This window comes from Amycolatopsis sp. SB7-3 (assembly GCF_041021335.1).
In the GTDB taxonomy this organism is placed as follows: domain Bacteria; phylum Actinomycetota; class Actinomycetes; order Mycobacteriales; family Pseudonocardiaceae; genus Amycolatopsis; species Amycolatopsis japonica.
In genome coordinates this window covers 751,208-764,597 of the sequence record NZ_JBFPJQ010000001.1, presented here as the reverse complement: position 1 = coordinate 764,597, position 13,390 = coordinate 751,208, and the positions used below count along the sequence as shown (strand labels likewise).

The 13,390-nt window shown below is 67.9% G+C and carries 14 protein-coding genes; 12 read left to right on the top strand and 2 right to left on the bottom strand.

The features are described 5' to 3' along the window. Positions 1–63: 63 nt before the first annotated feature. From AB8M46_RS03705 to ehuA, 6 genes are all read left to right on the top strand, one after another. The gene (locus tag AB8M46_RS03705) at positions 64–687 is read left to right on the top strand and encodes a hypothetical protein (protein ID WP_350596695.1); all 624 of its coding nucleotides are present in this window, start codon (positions 64–66) and stop codon (positions 685–687) included. A 143-nt stretch (positions 688–830) separates the two neighbouring features. Continuing rightward, complete coding sequence (locus tag AB8M46_RS03700) at positions 831–2,852, top strand: protein meaA (protein WP_125689668.1); 2,022 nt, start codon at positions 831–833, stop codon at positions 2,850–2,852. 117 nt (positions 2,853–2,969) lie between these two features. Further along, on the top strand, positions 2,970–3,863 hold the full coding sequence (gene ehuB / locus AB8M46_RS03695) for an ectoine/hydroxyectoine ABC transporter substrate-binding protein EhuB (RefSeq protein WP_350596697.1): 894 nt from the start codon (positions 2,970–2,972) through the stop codon (positions 3,861–3,863). Between the two features lie 14 nt (positions 3,864–3,877). Further along, positions 3,878–4,573 (top strand): ectoine/hydroxyectoine ABC transporter permease subunit EhuC, encoded by a 696-nt coding sequence (gene ehuC / locus AB8M46_RS03690; protein ID WP_394359541.1) that lies wholly within the window; start codon positions 3,878–3,880, stop codon positions 4,571–4,573. After that, positions 4,573–5,229, top strand: a complete 657-nt coding sequence (gene ehuD, locus AB8M46_RS03685) for an ectoine/hydroxyectoine ABC transporter permease subunit EhuD (protein WP_394359540.1) — start codon at positions 4,573–4,575, stop codon at positions 5,227–5,229. The genes ehuC and ehuD overlap by 1 nt, the downstream gene beginning before the upstream one ends. Positions 5,230–5,236: 7 nt before the next feature. Continuing rightward, on the top strand, positions 5,237–6,001 hold the full coding sequence (gene ehuA / locus AB8M46_RS03680; protein ID WP_394360837.1) for an ectoine/hydroxyectoine ABC transporter ATP-binding protein EhuA: 765 nt from the start codon (positions 5,237–5,239) through the stop codon (positions 5,999–6,001). A 9-nt stretch (positions 6,002–6,010) separates the two neighbouring features. Here the strand turns inward: ehuA and AB8M46_RS03675 are convergent, their stop codons facing one another. Beyond that, positions 6,011–6,574: a cysteine hydrolase family protein gene (locus AB8M46_RS03675; protein ID WP_360133704.1), complete on the bottom strand. Its 564-nt coding sequence runs from the start codon at positions 6,572–6,574 to the stop codon at positions 6,011–6,013. Positions 6,575–6,646: 72 nt separating this feature from the next. Here AB8M46_RS03675 and AB8M46_RS03670 point away from each other — a divergent pair, with 72 nt between their 5' ends. Both AB8M46_RS03670 and AB8M46_RS03665 read left to right on the top strand, forming a co-directional pair. Next, on the top strand, positions 6,647–7,633 hold the full coding sequence (locus AB8M46_RS03670; RefSeq protein ID WP_394359539.1) for a GlxA family transcriptional regulator: 987 nt from the start codon (positions 6,647–6,649) through the stop codon (positions 7,631–7,633). After that, positions 7,606–8,379: an enoyl-CoA hydratase-related protein gene (locus tag AB8M46_RS03665; RefSeq protein WP_394359538.1), complete on the top strand. Its 774-nt coding sequence runs from the start codon at positions 7,606–7,608 to the stop codon at positions 8,377–8,379. Before AB8M46_RS03670 ends, AB8M46_RS03665 begins: the two co-directional genes overlap by 28 nt. 7 nt (positions 8,380–8,386) lie before the next feature. Here the strand turns inward: AB8M46_RS03665 and AB8M46_RS03660 are convergent, their stop codons facing one another. Beyond that, entirely contained in the window at positions 8,387–8,929 is a 543-nt protein-coding gene (locus AB8M46_RS03660; RefSeq protein ID WP_037341445.1) for an NUDIX hydrolase, read from the bottom strand. A 37-nt stretch (positions 8,930–8,966) separates the two neighbouring features. Between AB8M46_RS03660 and nucS the strand changes: the two genes are divergently transcribed. The 4 genes from nucS to AB8M46_RS03640 all read left to right on the top strand — a co-directional run bounded on the left by nucS (position 8,967) and on the right by AB8M46_RS03640 (position 13,320). After that, the gene (gene nucS / locus AB8M46_RS03655; RefSeq protein ID WP_037341446.1) at positions 8,967–9,626 is read left to right on the top strand and encodes an endonuclease NucS; all 660 of its coding nucleotides are present in this window, start codon (positions 8,967–8,969) and stop codon (positions 9,624–9,626) included. 329 nt (positions 9,627–9,955) lie between these two features. Beyond that, positions 9,956–10,918 (top strand): patatin-like phospholipase family protein, encoded by a 963-nt coding sequence (locus AB8M46_RS03650; protein ID WP_125734438.1) that lies wholly within the window; start codon positions 9,956–9,958, stop codon positions 10,916–10,918. A gap of 44 nt (positions 10,919–10,962) precedes the next feature. Further along, the gene (locus AB8M46_RS03645) at positions 10,963–11,739 is read left to right on the top strand and encodes a hypothetical protein (protein WP_037341451.1); all 777 of its coding nucleotides are present in this window, start codon (positions 10,963–10,965) and stop codon (positions 11,737–11,739) included. A gap of 147 nt (positions 11,740–11,886) precedes the next feature. Next, on the top strand, positions 11,887–13,320 hold the full coding sequence (locus AB8M46_RS03640) for a DUF4331 domain-containing protein (protein ID WP_037341453.1): 1,434 nt from the start codon (positions 11,887–11,889) through the stop codon (positions 13,318–13,320). Positions 13,321–13,390 lie beyond the last annotated feature (70 nt).

Here is a 13,390-nt window from a genome sequence, read left to right as displayed (position 1 = left end):
TCCGGGTGGTCCCGGATGTGAATCTCTCCGCGTTGGCACGGATTCCCGACAGGAGAGAGAGAAATGCGCAAGCTTTGGAGCAGCACCCTCGCCCTGCTCGCCGCGGGTGGGCTGTCCGTCACCGTCTCCCCGGCGATCGCGGAGGCGGCGCCGCCCAACTTCAGGATCGGCATCCAGCTGGCCGACAACGGCGGCCGGGGCGGATTCGGGGTCGAGCAGTTCACCGGATTCGCCAACTTCGGCACCAGCGTGTCCCAGTGGGCCGGGGACAGCAACAACTTCGACCCGGACGGCGCCAGGATCGATCTCAATCCCGCGTTCGGCGGTGGTCAGCTGAACCAGATCGACTTCCGGATCGGCGGGCAGGCCCGCGACGGCGGCCGGGAGCTCGGTCCGGTCACCTACACCCCGTGGGCGAGCCAGGGCGGTGGCACGACCGACCTGATCACCGACAGCAACTCCTTCGACCCGGACCAGTACCGGCTGTTCCTGGAGACGCGTCCGCTGCCGCCCGGCGTCCAGATCACCGACCTGCGCCTGTCCATCCTGGCCGTCGACCGCGGCGAGCCGGAGGGCGTGCCCACCTTCACCCGGTGGGCGAGCCAGGGCGGGGGCCAGAGCGACTTCGCCCTGGACGCCAACGCCTTCGACCCGGACGGGTTCCGCATCGGGCTCGAAGTCGTCTGATCCCGGTGCTCGGGTCCCGTGTCGTCCACCGGGGCCCGGGCACCTTCCAGCCGGAAGAATGACCCGACTGTGTTCGATTCAACTGCGCATCGCATGTTACCGGCCGGTACACTCAGGCGGTCGTCCAGCGCCGGAGGTATGCCGTGCCCTATCCCACGGACCGTGAACGGGACCGCCCCTGGGTGATGCGGACCTACGCGGGCCACTCGTCCGCGGCCGCGTCCAACGAGCTGTACCGCCGTAACCTCGCGAAGGGGCAGACCGGCCTCTCGGTCGCCTTCGACTTGCCGACGCAGACCGGTTACGACCCGGATCACCAGCTGTCCAAGGGCGAGGTCGGCAAGGTCGGCGTCCCGGTCTCGCATATCGGCGACATGCGGCGCCTCTTCGACGGCATCCCGCTCGCCGAGGCCAACACGTCGATGACGATCAACGCGCCCGCCATGTGGCTGCTGGCGCTCTACGTCTCCGTGGCGCGCGAGCAGGCCGAAGCCGAGGGCCGTGACGTGGACGAGGTGCTGGCGAAGCTCACCGGCACCACGCAGAACGACATCATCAAGGAATACCTCTCCCGCGGCACCTACATCTTCCCGCCGGGCCCGAGTCTCCGCCTGATCACCGACATGATCGCGTGGACCGTGCACCACGTGCCGAAGTGGAACCCGATCAACATCTGCAGCTACCACCTGCAGGAAGCCGGTGCGACGCCGACGCAAGAGGTCGCGTACGCGTTGTGCACCGCCATCGCCGTCCTCGACGCGGTCCGCGATTCGGGCCAGGTCGAGCAGGCCGACATGGCCAAGGTCGTCGCGCGGATCTCGTTCTTCGTCAACGCCGGGGTGCGGTTCGTCGAAGAGATGTCGAAGATGCGCGCGTTCACCGCGCTCTGGGACGAGATCACGCGGGATCGTTACGGCGTCACGGATCCCAAGGCGCGGCGGCTGCGCTACGGCGTGCAGGTCAACTCGCTGGGCCTGACCGAGGCGCAGCCGGAGAACAATGTCCAGCGCATCGTGCTGGAGATGCTCGCGGTCTCCCTTTCCCGCGGTGCCAGGGCCCGCGCGATCCAGCTGCCCGCGTGGAACGAGGCGCTCGGCCTGCCCCGGCCGTGGGATCAGCAGTGGGCGCTGCGGATGCAGCAGGTGCTGGCGTTCGAGACCGATCTGCTGGAGTACGAGGACATCTTCGACGGCTCGCACGTCATCCAGGCCAAGGTCGACGAGATCATGACGGGCGCGCGCGAGGAGATCGCGCGGGTGCAGGATCTGGGCGGCGCGGTGGCGGCCGTCGAGAGCGGCTACATGAAGTCGCAGCTCGTCGCTTCGCTCGCGGAGTACCGGCGTGGCATGGAGAACGGCGAGCGGATCCTGGTCGGGGTCAACAAGTTCGAGACCACCGAGCCGTCCCCCTTGCAGGCCGAAGGCGCGAAGGCGATCGAAACGATCGACCCCGCCGTCGAGAAGCAAGCGGTCACCGCGATCGAGGAATGGCGGACGCACCGCGACAACGCGGCCGTCGAGTCGGCGCTGGAGAAGCTGAAGTCCGTCGCGAAGACGTCGCAGAACCTGTTCGAGGCCACCATCGAGTGCGCTCGCGCCGGGGTCACCACTGGTGAATGGTCGGGTGCGCTGCGCGAGGTGTTCGGCGAATACCGTGCTCCCACCGGGGTTTCCGCGTCGGCGGCCGCGGGCGAGGGCAACGAGGAGATCCGCCGCGTCCGTGACCGGATCAAGGCGACGAACACCGAAATCGGTGAACGGCTGCGGATCCTGGTCGGCAAACCCGGTCTCGACGGGCATTCCAACGGCGCCGAGCAGGTGGCCGTCCGGGCGCGTGACGTCGGTTTCGAGGTGGTGTACCAGGGCATCCGGCTCACGCCGGAACAGATCGTCGCGGCCGCCGTCCAGGAGGGCGTGCACGTGGTCGGGCTTTCGGTGCTCTCGGGTTCGCATCTCGAGGTCGTGCCGCAGGTCGTGGACGGTTTGCGGGCCGCGGGCGCGGGCGACATCCCGGTCATCGTCGGCGGCATCATCCCGCCCGACGACGAGAAGCTCCTGCTGGAGCGCGGAATCGCGCGGGTGTTCACGCCGAAGGACTACGAACTCACCGACATCATGGACGGAATTGTCGGATTGGTACGGGAGCGCCACGGTCTGAGCACCTAAAGTCACCGTAAATCTCGGTACCGTAACAGCGGATGGTTCGTCACCCGCTCACACTGCTCGCGTCTGGGTACCCACCTACGTTTCGATTAAACCGATTAATCGAAAAGAGGTGCCGCGATGGTGCACGGCGAATGGTCGAGGCGAGAGTTCTTCCGGCGGTCGGCGGTACTGGGAGCGGTGACGATCGGCGGCCCGGTGCTGTTGTCCGCGTGCACGTCGACGTCTTCCGGTGACGCCCTGCAGGCCGCCAAGGACGCGAAGAAGATCAAGATCGGGATCGCGAACGAAGCGCCGTACGGTTTCACCGACCAATCCGGCAAGGTCACCGGTGAGGCGCCGGAGGTCGCACGCGCGGTCTTCAAGGCCATGGGCATCGACAACGTGGAAGCCGAAGCGGTCTCCTTCGACCAGCTGATCCCCGCGCTCAACGCCAGGAAGTACGACATCGTCGCGGCCGGGATGAACATCAAGAAGGAACGGTGCGACGCGGCGGCCTTCTCGATCCCCGACTACTCGGCACTGACCGCTTTGCTGGTACCCAAGGGAAATCCGCAGCAGGTGCTGAAGTTCGAGGACATCGCGGCGAAGAAGGTCAAGGTAGCCGTGCTCTCCGCGGCCGTGGAAAAGGGATACGCCACCGACTCCGGCGTCGCCGAGGACCAGATCGTCACCCTCGACTCGCAGGACAACATGCTCCGCGCGGTCACCGACGGCCGGGTCTACTGCGCCGCGCTGACCGACATCTCCCTCAAGGACGTCTTGGCGAAGAGCCCGGGCGCAGCGGCCGAGGTGACGCCGGGCTTCGATCCGATCAAGGACGGCAAACCGGTCGTCTCCGCCGGCGCGTTCGTCTTCCGCAAGGACGACAACCCGTTGCGCGAGGCCTTCAACGCCGAGCTCAAGAAGCTGCACGACAGCGGCGAATGGACCAAGATCGTGACGCCGTTCGGGTTCTCGGCGGACAACCTGCCGAAGGCCGACGTCACCACCGAGAAACTCTGCGCGGTGTAGGTGGGGCTGACGTCATGTCGTCGTCGGTATCGCATATCATCACGACCGTCCTCAGTGGACTGACCGCGACCGTCACCGCCGCCGTCGGCGGGATCGCGCTCACCGTGGTGCTCTCCCTGATCGCCGGGCTCGCGCTGGGCTCGCCGTCCCGGACGGTGCGGGGGATTGCCCGTGTCTACGTCGAGATCTTCCGCGGCACCTCGGAAGTCGTCCAGCTGTTCTGGCTGTACTTCGTGCTGCCGGTGCTGGTCGGCTTCCAGCTGGTGCCGATGTTCGCCGGGATCCTGGTGCTGGGCCTCAACCACGGGGCGTACGGCGCGGAAATCGTCCGTGGCGCGGTGAATTCGGTGCCTCGCGCGCAGTTCGAGGGCGCCGTCGCGCTCAACCTGACGCCCGCCCAGCGGATGCGGCGGGTGATCCTGCCGCAGGCGTTCGCGGAAATGCTGCCACCGTTCAACAATCTCTTCATCCAGTTGCTGAAGAGCACCGCGCTGCTTTCGTTCATCGCCGTCCCGGAGATGGCGCGGCAAGGTGAACTGCTGCGGCCGGTGTTCGGCGCCGAGCTCGGCTGGATCTACGGCACCGAACTCGTGCTCTATCTCCTGCTCGCGTTGCTGATCACCAGCGGGATGCGGCTGCTGGAACGGATCGCCGCGCGACGCCTCGGCCGGGCCCCGGCCGAGATGACGGCCACCGCGGGAGGTGTGTGATGGACTGGAGCTGGGAATCCGCCGCGAATTCGGTTCCCCTTCTGCTGGAAGGGCTTCTCGTCACCGTCGAGATCACTCTGCTGGCCTCGGTGGTCGCGTACGTGCTCGGCCTGGTGTTCGCGCTGATCCGCCGGACGGGGATTCCCGTGCTGTCCCAGGCGATTCTGCTGTTCATCGAGTTCGTCCGCAGTACGCCCTTGCTGATCCAGGTGTTCGTGCTCTACTACGTGATCCAGCCGGTGGGCGGGATGACGTTGTCCCCGTTCGCCACCGGGGTCATCGCGCTCGGCGTGCATTACGCGACGTACGCGGCCGAGGTCTACCGCGCCGGGATCGAGGCCGTCCCGAAAGGACAGTGGGAGGCCACGACCGCGCTGAACCTGCCGAAGTCGCGGGTGTGGACCGCGGTGGTGCTGCCGCAGGCCGTGCCCAGGGTGCTGCCCGCGCTCGGCAATTACACGATCTCGATGTTCAAGGAAACCCCGTTGTTGCTGGCGATCGGCGTCGTCGACGTCCTGGCGAGGGCGAAGGAGGTCGGTGCCGACACGTTCCGCGTCACCGAGCCGTACACCCTGGCCGGGGTGCTGTTCCTGCTGGTGAGTCTGCCGGCTTCGATTCTGGTGAGAAGGTTGGAGCGACGTGCCGCCCACAGTTGATTCCCCGATGATCCGGTTCTCGCAGGTGGTCAAGTCCTATGGCGACCACGTGGTGTTGAGGGACCTCGATTTCACCGTCGCGCCGGGGGAGTTCGTCTCGCTGATCGGGCCGAGCGGATCCGGCAAGACGACGATCCTGCGGCTGTTGATGACGCTGGAGAAGGTCGACGGCGGCACCATCGAGGTCTGCGGTGACTACCTGAGTCACATGAAGCGCGGTGAAAAGCTGGTGCCCGCGGACGAGAAGCACCTGCGGGAAGCGCGCAAGCGGATCGGCATGGTGTTCCAGCAGTTCAACCTGTTCCCGAACATGAACGTGCTGCGCAACATCACCGAAGCGCCGATCCACTCGCTCGGCGTCTCGCGGGACGAGGCCGAGGCGCGGGCCGTCGAACTGCTGGAGATGGTGGGGCTCGCCGACAAGAAGGACGCGCACCCCACCCGGCTTTCCGGTGGCCAGCAACAGCGCGTCGCGATCGCCCGCGCGCTCGCGATGCGGCCGGACGTGCTGCTGCTGGACGAGGTGACTTCGGCGCTCGACCCGGAACTGGTGGCCGACGTCCTGCGCGTGCTGCGCGAGATCGCGGCGTCCACCGACATCACGATCCTTTGTGTCACGCACGAAATGCAGTTCGCGCGGGACGTTTCGGACCGGGTGATGATGTTCGACGAGGGGCAGGTGCTGGAGGACGCCGCGCCGGACAAGCTGTTCAACGATCCGGAGCACGACCGGACGCGGCGGTTCCTCAAAGCGGTGATCGACCGGGCGTGAGGCTCGCGCTCACTGGAGCGCGCTCAAGATCTCCTTCGTCGAGGTGACCGTGGCGAATCCGCCTCCGTGCAGGTTCGTCGCGGTCGCCCGGTACAGCTCGTCCGCGGTCAGGACGCCGCCGTCCGGCCCGGCGAGGTCGAAGGTGAACGTGGCGTCGAGCGCGAAAGTCACGTCGTAGCCGAGGTTCCCGCCGACCCGCGCGGTGGTCTCGCAGCAGAAGTTCGTCTGGATCCCGGCGAGCACGAACGAGCTGATGCCGCGCGTCTTCAGCCAGCCGTCGAGATCGATGTCGCCGTGGAAGGCCGAGTTGACCTTCTTGCCGAACACCAGATCCGCGCGCACGCCGTCGAGTTCCGGTTTGAAGTGGTTGCCCTCCTGGCCGGGCCGCAGCGACGAGCCGGGTTTCACGGAGTCGTGGTGCACCAGCACGATCGGCAGCCCGCGCTCCTGCCAGGCGTCGACGAGCGCCTTGATGTTGGCCTCCGCGCCGGGGTTGTTGCGCGGGCCCCAGACGGGCCGGTCGAAGCCGCGCTGGACGTCGATCACGATCAAGGCCTTGGTTTCAGTGGTCATGGCCTCGAGTCTCGTGCTCGGAGCGACCGCCGAGGGAGTGGCAGAAGACGCGCGATGCGGTACTTTCCTGCCATGCGAACCGTGGGTGTGCTCCTCCTGCCGGGCAGCCGGTCCTTCGATCTGGGCGTGATCGGCGAGGTCTGGGGCGTGGACCGGACCGACAGCGGCATCGGCCCCTTCGAGGTCCGGCTCTGCGCGTCCGGCCGCGGAAGGGTCGCCATCCACCCGTTCGGCCAGGTCGAGGCGACGCATGGGCTGAGCGGGCTGGCGGGCTGCGATCTCGTCCTCGTGCCCGGCCGGGTCGATCCGCACGCCGGGGTGCCCGCGGCCGCCGTCGCCGTGCTACGCAAGGCGCACCGGGCCGGGATCACCGTGGCGTCGCTGTGCTCCGGTGCCTTCACCCTCGCGGCGGCCGGGCTGCTCGGCGGCCGGTCCGTCACCACGCACTGGCGGCTGTTGGACGACCTCGAAACCGCCGCTCGCGACGCGGTCGTCCAGCGGGACGTCCTGTTCACCGACGAGGGTGACGTCCTGACCTCCGCCGGGGTGGTCGGCGGGCTGGATCTCTGCCTGCACCTGGTGCGCCGCGACCACGGCGCCGACGTCGCGGCCGCCCTCGCCCGGCGGCTCGTGATGCCGCCGGCGCGGGAAGGCGGCCAGCGGCAGTACGTCGACAACCCGTTGCCGCCCAAGCCGTCGCGGCCCAGCGTTTCGTCCACAATGGACTGGGCGCTGGAGCGTATAGCCGACGACATCGGCGTCGACGACCTAGTCGGGCACGCCGGGCTGAGTGAGCGGACCTTCCATCGCGAGTTCGCCGCGGCCACCGGTGTCACTCCGGGACGCTGGCTGCGCGCGCAGCGGGTGCGGCTCGCGCGGCGGCTGCTGGAGACCACCGAGCTGCCGGTCGAGCGGGTCGCGCAGCGGTCCGGCCTCGGCACCGCCGCCAACCTGCGGCGACGGCTCCGTGCCGACGTCGGCGTCGGGCCCGATTCGTATCGCCGGACGTTCCGGTCGGTTACCGTCGAAGCATGGCCGAGTACGAGCACATCCTCGTGAAGCGGGACGGCGACACCGTCACGATCACCATGAACCGCGCCGCCCGGCGGAACTCGCTGTCCGCCGACCACCTCGCCGAGCTGCTCGCGGCGTTCCGCGAGGCGGGGGACACCGACGCCACCGGCATCGTCCTGGCCGGCGCCGGGCCGGTGTTCTCGGCGGGGCACGACTTCGGCGACGTCGCCGCCCGCGACCTGATGGGCGTGCGCGAGCTGCTGCGGCTGTGCACGGACCTGATGGGCACGATGCAGTCCGTGCCGCAGGTGGTCGTCGCGCGGGTGCACGGGCTCGCGACCGCGGCGGGCTGCCAGCTGGTGGCGTCGTGCGACCTCGCCGTCGCCGCGGAATCCGCCGGGTTCGCCCTGCCCGGCGGCAAGGGCGGCTGGTTCTGCCACACGCCAGCCGTGCCGGTCGCCCGCGCGATCGGGCGGAAACGGCTGATGGAGCTGGCGCTCACCGGCGACGTCGTCGACGCCGCGACCGCGCTGGACTGGGGGCTGGTGAACCGCGTGGTCCCGGACGACTCGCTCGACGAGGCCGTCGCTTCGCTGCTGGGACGTGCGACGCGGGGCAGCCGGGCGAGCAAGGCGATGGGCAAGCAGACCCTCTACGCGCAGCTGGACCAGCCCGAGGCCGACGCCTACGCGCTCGCGCTGGAGGTGATGGCTTCGGCCTCGCAGCTGCCCGGCGCCCGCGAGGGGATGGCGGCGTTCCTGGAGAAGCGCTCCCCGGTGTGGCCGGACTGAGCGGCCGTCACAGCACGCGTTCGCGCACGAGCAACAGCGCGTAGGCCGCCAGCGTCTGCGCGTCGGTGATGTCGCCCGCGGCGATCATCTTCTCGAACTCGTCGAGGTCGAACCACGCCGTCCGCATGTCCTGCTCCTCGACCTCGCGCTGGGCTTCACTCTGCGTGAGGTCGGTGGCCAGGAAGACGCGCCCGCGCTGGCTCGACATCCCGGCGGCGACGTCCGTCACGCCGAGTTCGGCCATCGAGCCCGCGATCAGGCCGGTCTCCTCGCGCAGCTCGCGCGCGGCCAGTTCGAGCGGCGGGACGTCGGCCAGTTCGGGTGCGGTGCCCATCGGAAACTCCCAGCGCCGCAGCCCGAGCGGGTAGCGGAACTGCTCGACCAGGTGAAACCTCGCCCCGTCGAAGGGGATCACGACGGCGCAGGTGGGTTTGTCGACGACCGCGTAGATCCCCTCGGAACCATCGAGCCGCCGGACGTCGTCCTCGCGCAGGGTCATCCAGTTGTTCCGGTACACCTCACGCGAGCTGACACGCTGAACGGGGTCCATGCGCACAGTATCGCCGTGCTTGTCCTACCCTCGCGGGGTGCGCCTTGTGATCGCTCGCTGCCAGGTCGACTACGCCGGCCGTCTGACCGCCCATCTGCCGATGGCCACCCGGCTGCTGCTCGTGAAGGCCGACGGCTCGGTGTCCGTGCACTCGGACGACCGCGCCTACAAGCCGCTGAACTGGATGAGCCCGCCGTGCTGGCTGATCGAGGACGGCAAGCTGTGGATCGTCGAGAACAAGCAGGGGGAGAAGCTCGTCATCACGATCGACGAGATCTTCCACGACCACGCCCAGGAACTCGGCGCGGAGCCGGGCCTGCAGAAGGACGGCGTCGAGGCGCACCTGCAGGAACTGCTCGCCGAGCACATCAAGACCCTCGGTGACGGCTACACCCTGGTGCGGCGGGAGTTCCCGACCGCGATCGGCCCGGTCGACATCATGGCCCGCGACGCCGACGGGGCGAGTGTCGCCGTCGAGATCAAACGGCGCGGCGAGATCGACGGTGTCGAGCAGCTGACGCGGTACCTCGAACTGCTCAACCGCGACCCGCTGCTGGCGCCGGTGCAGGGCGTGTTCGCGGCGCAGGTCATCAAACCGCAGGCGCGGGTGCTGGCCGAGGACCGGGGGATCCGGTGCCTCACGCTGGACTACGACGCGCTGCGCGGCATCGAGTCGGACGAGTTCCGCCTGTTCTGAGCGTTCCCCCCCTCGCGTTTAGTCCTCTGGATGCGGTAGTTGCGCGCGCAACTACCGCATCCAGAGGACTAAACGCGGCAGGTTCGGGCACTGAACAGCCGATACCGAATCGAGTCCATGATTCGGGTATCTGCATTCTTTCTCGCGCCACAGAATGCCCTAAAGGGCGGCGGGAAATTAACGAACTCGCGTTCTCCCGCAAAAGAACCAGCTACTTCCGGGCCATTCGGGTGAACGCCGGATTCCTCGGTCTCGCGCTGTGTCACACTCGATTTCCGCGAGGGGTACCACCGACATCCGGTGGTCGCGGGGTCCAGAGGTGAAGTGCCATGGCTGATTCTCCGAAGTGTGTCGATCTGGTGCTGGAAGGCGGCGGCGTCAAAGGCATCGGGTTGCTGGGCGCGGTGCTGGAGTTGCACGAAGCCGGTTATTCGTTTCCCCGGATCGCCGGGACGAGCGCCGGTGCGATCGTGGCGGCACTGGTCGCCGCTTATCAGAAGGCCGGGAAGGATCTCGGCGGTCTGGAAGCGGTGATGAATGACATGGACTGCCGCCGTTTCCAGGATCAGTCCCTCTTCGACAAGGTCACCGGTCCGATCGGTGACGGCGTGGATCTGCTCCTGCACGACGGGATGCACTCCGGCGACTATCTCGCGGAATGGCTCACCCCGTTGCTGGAAGACGTCGGCGTGCGTACTTTCGCCGATCTCGCCATCGACGATCCGGAAAGTACTTTGCTTCCGTACCAACGGTATTCCCTCGTCGTCCACGTCAGTGACCTGACGCGCCGCGTGCTCGTCCGGCTGCCTTGGGATTATTCCCAGTACGGCCGAGACCCCGGTGCGGAGAAGATCGTCGACGCGGTCCGCGCGTCCATGTCCATCCCGCTGTACTTCCGGCCGGTGCAGTTCGCCGTCCGTCCCGAGGGCACCGTCACCTGGGTCGACGGCGGGCTGCTGTCGAACTTCCCGATCACCGTCTTCGACCGGACAGACACGAAGAAGCCGCGCTGGCCGACCTGGGGTGTGAAGCTTTCCGGGGAACCGGTGGGCGGCAGGGACAAACCGGTGAAGAGCGCGTTGCGGATCGCCATCGGTTCGCTCGAAACCCTGCTCTCGGACTGGAATCGTTACCGGTTGCACGAGGAGGGTGTGAACCGGCGGACGGTGTACGTCGACACGACCGGGGTTTCCGCCGTCGACTTCGGGCTCGGCGAAGAGGAGAAGAAGCGCCTCTTCGAAAGCGGGCGGGAGGCCGCGCGGCGGTTCCTGGAAAAGATCGTGCCGCAATGAACTCGCCGGCGGTATTCCGGTGGGATGAGGGATAGGAGGATCCCATGCGTTATCGCCCGATCGGTAGTGACCCGGCGGACGGCCGACTCGGCCGGTTCGTCCCGGACGACTGGCGCCACGTCGAGCGCTATCCGCTGACCGCGCTGGCCACCGAGGACCGGCCCACCCGGTCGCCGGTCGTCATCGGTGTCAACTGGTACAAGGAATTCGACGTACCGGAGAAGGACGAGAAGTCCGGCGAATTCTTCGTCGCGAAGGGTGGCGCGAAATCGCTCACCAGGATTCGCGGCGGGCATTGCGTCTGCCTCGAACCCGGTGAGTCGACCGACGGCGAAAAGCAATACGCCTTCTACGACCAGGGCCGGGAAGGCGCGTGCGTCGGCTTCGGCTGGTCGCGCTGCATGTCGATGTTCAACGGCGACCTCTACGCCGCGCGGTGGCTGTGGGACCAGGCGAAGATGCGCGACGAATGGGACGAGACCAACCCCGGCGACAACAACGGCACCTCGTGCCGTGCCGCCGCCGAGGTCCTGCTCGAACTGGGGCACGTCCCGTGGTCGGAGACCTACGCCGACGACGATCACGTCAAGCGGGCCGCCTACACACCCGACGTGAAGAACGGCATCCAGGCGTATCGCTGGGCGAAGTCGGTCGACGAGGTGCACGAGGTCCTCGGCAACCCGCGTGCCGACGAACTCGGCGCCGTGCCGTTCCTCAACTCGTGGGGTCCGGGCTACCCGCACCGCACGTACATGCCGGACGACGTCCTCGCCCGGTTGATCAAGGAGGACGGCGAAGTGGGCCTGCCCACGGACCGGTAAACCCCCGCCGGTCACGGGAGAGGGCCGTTCTCGGCGGAAACGCCGGGAGCGGCCCTTTTTCGCGCCCTTTTCCCGGCGCCGCAACACTTCCACAACATCCCCACTGACGACGGCGGGCACCATCGGCCTCGGTGAAAGGGGAATGAAATGGCCACATCCCATCTCGCTCGCCGCCGGCGGGCGACTGTCTCGGTCTTCTTGGCCGGGGCGACGGTGCTCGCGAGCGCCCTCGCCGCCCCGGCGTCGGCCTCCAGTCACCGGGAAGCCCCGCTGATCTCGGGCGACCCGGCGGTGGACAACACCGACGTGTACGCGTTCGTCAGCCCTGACAAGCCGGACACCGTGACCCTGATCGCGAACTGGTATCCGTTCGAAGAACCCAATGGGGGACCGAACTTCTACCCGTGGGCCACGGACGCGAACCACGACATCAACATCGACAACAACGGTGACGCGAAAGCGGACCTGACCTACCGGTGGACCTTCCGCACCGAAGACCGGCGCGGGAACGACACCTTCCTCTACAACGACGACCCGGTCACTTCGCTCGACGACGAGGACCTGTTGTTCCGCCAGTTCTACACGCTCTCGGTGATCGACCGGGGGACCGGGCGGACGACGAACCTGGTCACCAACGGCAGGGTCGCGCCGTCGAACGTCGGCCCGGCGTCGATGCCGAACTACGGCGTGCTCCGGAACCAGGCGATCACCCCGGTCCCCGGTGGCGGGCAGACGTTCGCCGGGCAGGCCGACGACCCGTTCTTCCTGGATCTGCGGATCTTCGACCTGCTCTACGGGAAGAACCTGTCCGAGGTCGGGCAGGACACGCTGGCCGGCTTCAACGTGAACACCGTGGCGTTGCAGCTGCCCAAGAGCGCGCTGACCCTCGGGGGCAATCCGGCCAGGAACCCGGTGATCGGGGTCTGGAGCGACACCGAACGCAAGACGATCACGCTGCGCACCCCCGGTGCGGAGCGGGCGCTCGGCGCCGACGTCCAGGTTTCGCGCCTGGGCAACCCGCTGGTGAACGAGGTCGTCGTGCCCGCCGGGCTGAAGGACCGGTTCAACTCGCTCCTGCCGGAGCAGGACCGGACGGTGCCCGCGCTGGTGAACAGGGTGACCAACCCGGAGGTGCCGGACCTCGTCCAGCGGATCTACGGCATCCCCGCGCCGGCCAAACCCCGCGACGATCTGACGGAGATCTTCCTGACCGGGATCACCACGAAATCCGGTGACAAGATCAACCTGGATCTCAACTCGCAGCTGAACAACGCCGACGTCAACCCGGCGCGGTTCGCGCCGTCGGAGCAGCTGCGGCTGAACACGTCGATCCCGGTCACCGCGCAGCCCAACCGGCTCGGTGTCCTCGGCGGCGACCTCCAAGGGTTCCCGAACGGCCGGCGGCTGGCCGACGACGCCCTCGACATCAGCGTCCAGGCGCTGGAAGGCGCGGCGGTCAGCGGCATCGTCAAAGCACTCGCGGCCGGCGACCGGGTGGACCGGAACGACGTCCCGTTCGGCGCGGTGTTCCCGTACGTCGCCCTGCCGAACAACAAGGCGGTCAACTCGACCGTCCGGTGATCCCCCTCCCCTCGGTGGCCGCCGCCGACCCCCGGCGGCGGCCACCACCCCCGACTCCGCGGAAGGCGGA

Bases quoted from the DNA above. Each gene is read 5' to 3' on its own strand.
- AB8M46_RS03670 (WP_394359539.1), top strand. From the start codon at position 6,647: ATGCGAACCGTGGGTGTGCTCCTCCTGCCGGGCAGCCGGTCCTTCGAT.
- AB8M46_RS03650 (WP_125734438.1), top strand. From the start codon at position 9,956: ATGGCTGATTCTCCGAAGTGTGTCGATCTGGTGCTGGAAGGCGGCGGC.
- ehuD (WP_394359540.1), top strand. From the start codon at position 4,573: ATGGACTGGAGCTGGGAATCCGCCGCGAATTCGGTTCCCCTTCTGCTG.
- ehuB (WP_350596697.1), top strand. From the start codon at position 2,970: ATGGTGCACGGCGAATGGTCGAGGCGAGAGTTCTTCCGGCGGTCGGCG.
- AB8M46_RS03660 (WP_037341445.1), bottom strand. From the start codon at position 8,929: ATGGACCCCGTTCAGCGTGTCAGCTCGCGTGAGGTGTACCGGAACAAC.
- ehuA (WP_394360837.1), top strand. From the start codon at position 5,237: ATGATCCGGTTCTCGCAGGTGGTCAAGTCCTATGGCGACCACGTGGTG.
- AB8M46_RS03675 (WP_360133704.1), bottom strand. From the start codon at position 6,574: ATGACCACTGAAACCAAGGCCTTGATCGTGATCGACGTCCAGCGCGGC.
- AB8M46_RS03705 (WP_350596695.1), top strand. From the start codon at position 64: ATGCGCAAGCTTTGGAGCAGCACCCTCGCCCTGCTCGCCGCGGGTGGG.
- AB8M46_RS03640 (WP_037341453.1), top strand. From the start codon at position 11,887: ATGGCCACATCCCATCTCGCTCGCCGCCGGCGGGCGACTGTCTCGGTC.
- ehuC (WP_394359541.1), top strand. From the start codon at position 3,878: ATGTCGTCGTCGGTATCGCATATCATCACGACCGTCCTCAGTGGACTG.
- AB8M46_RS03665 (WP_394359538.1), top strand. From the start codon at position 7,606: ATGGCCGAGTACGAGCACATCCTCGTGAAGCGGGACGGCGACACCGTC.
- AB8M46_RS03645 (WP_037341451.1), top strand. From the start codon at position 10,963: ATGCGTTATCGCCCGATCGGTAGTGACCCGGCGGACGGCCGACTCGGC.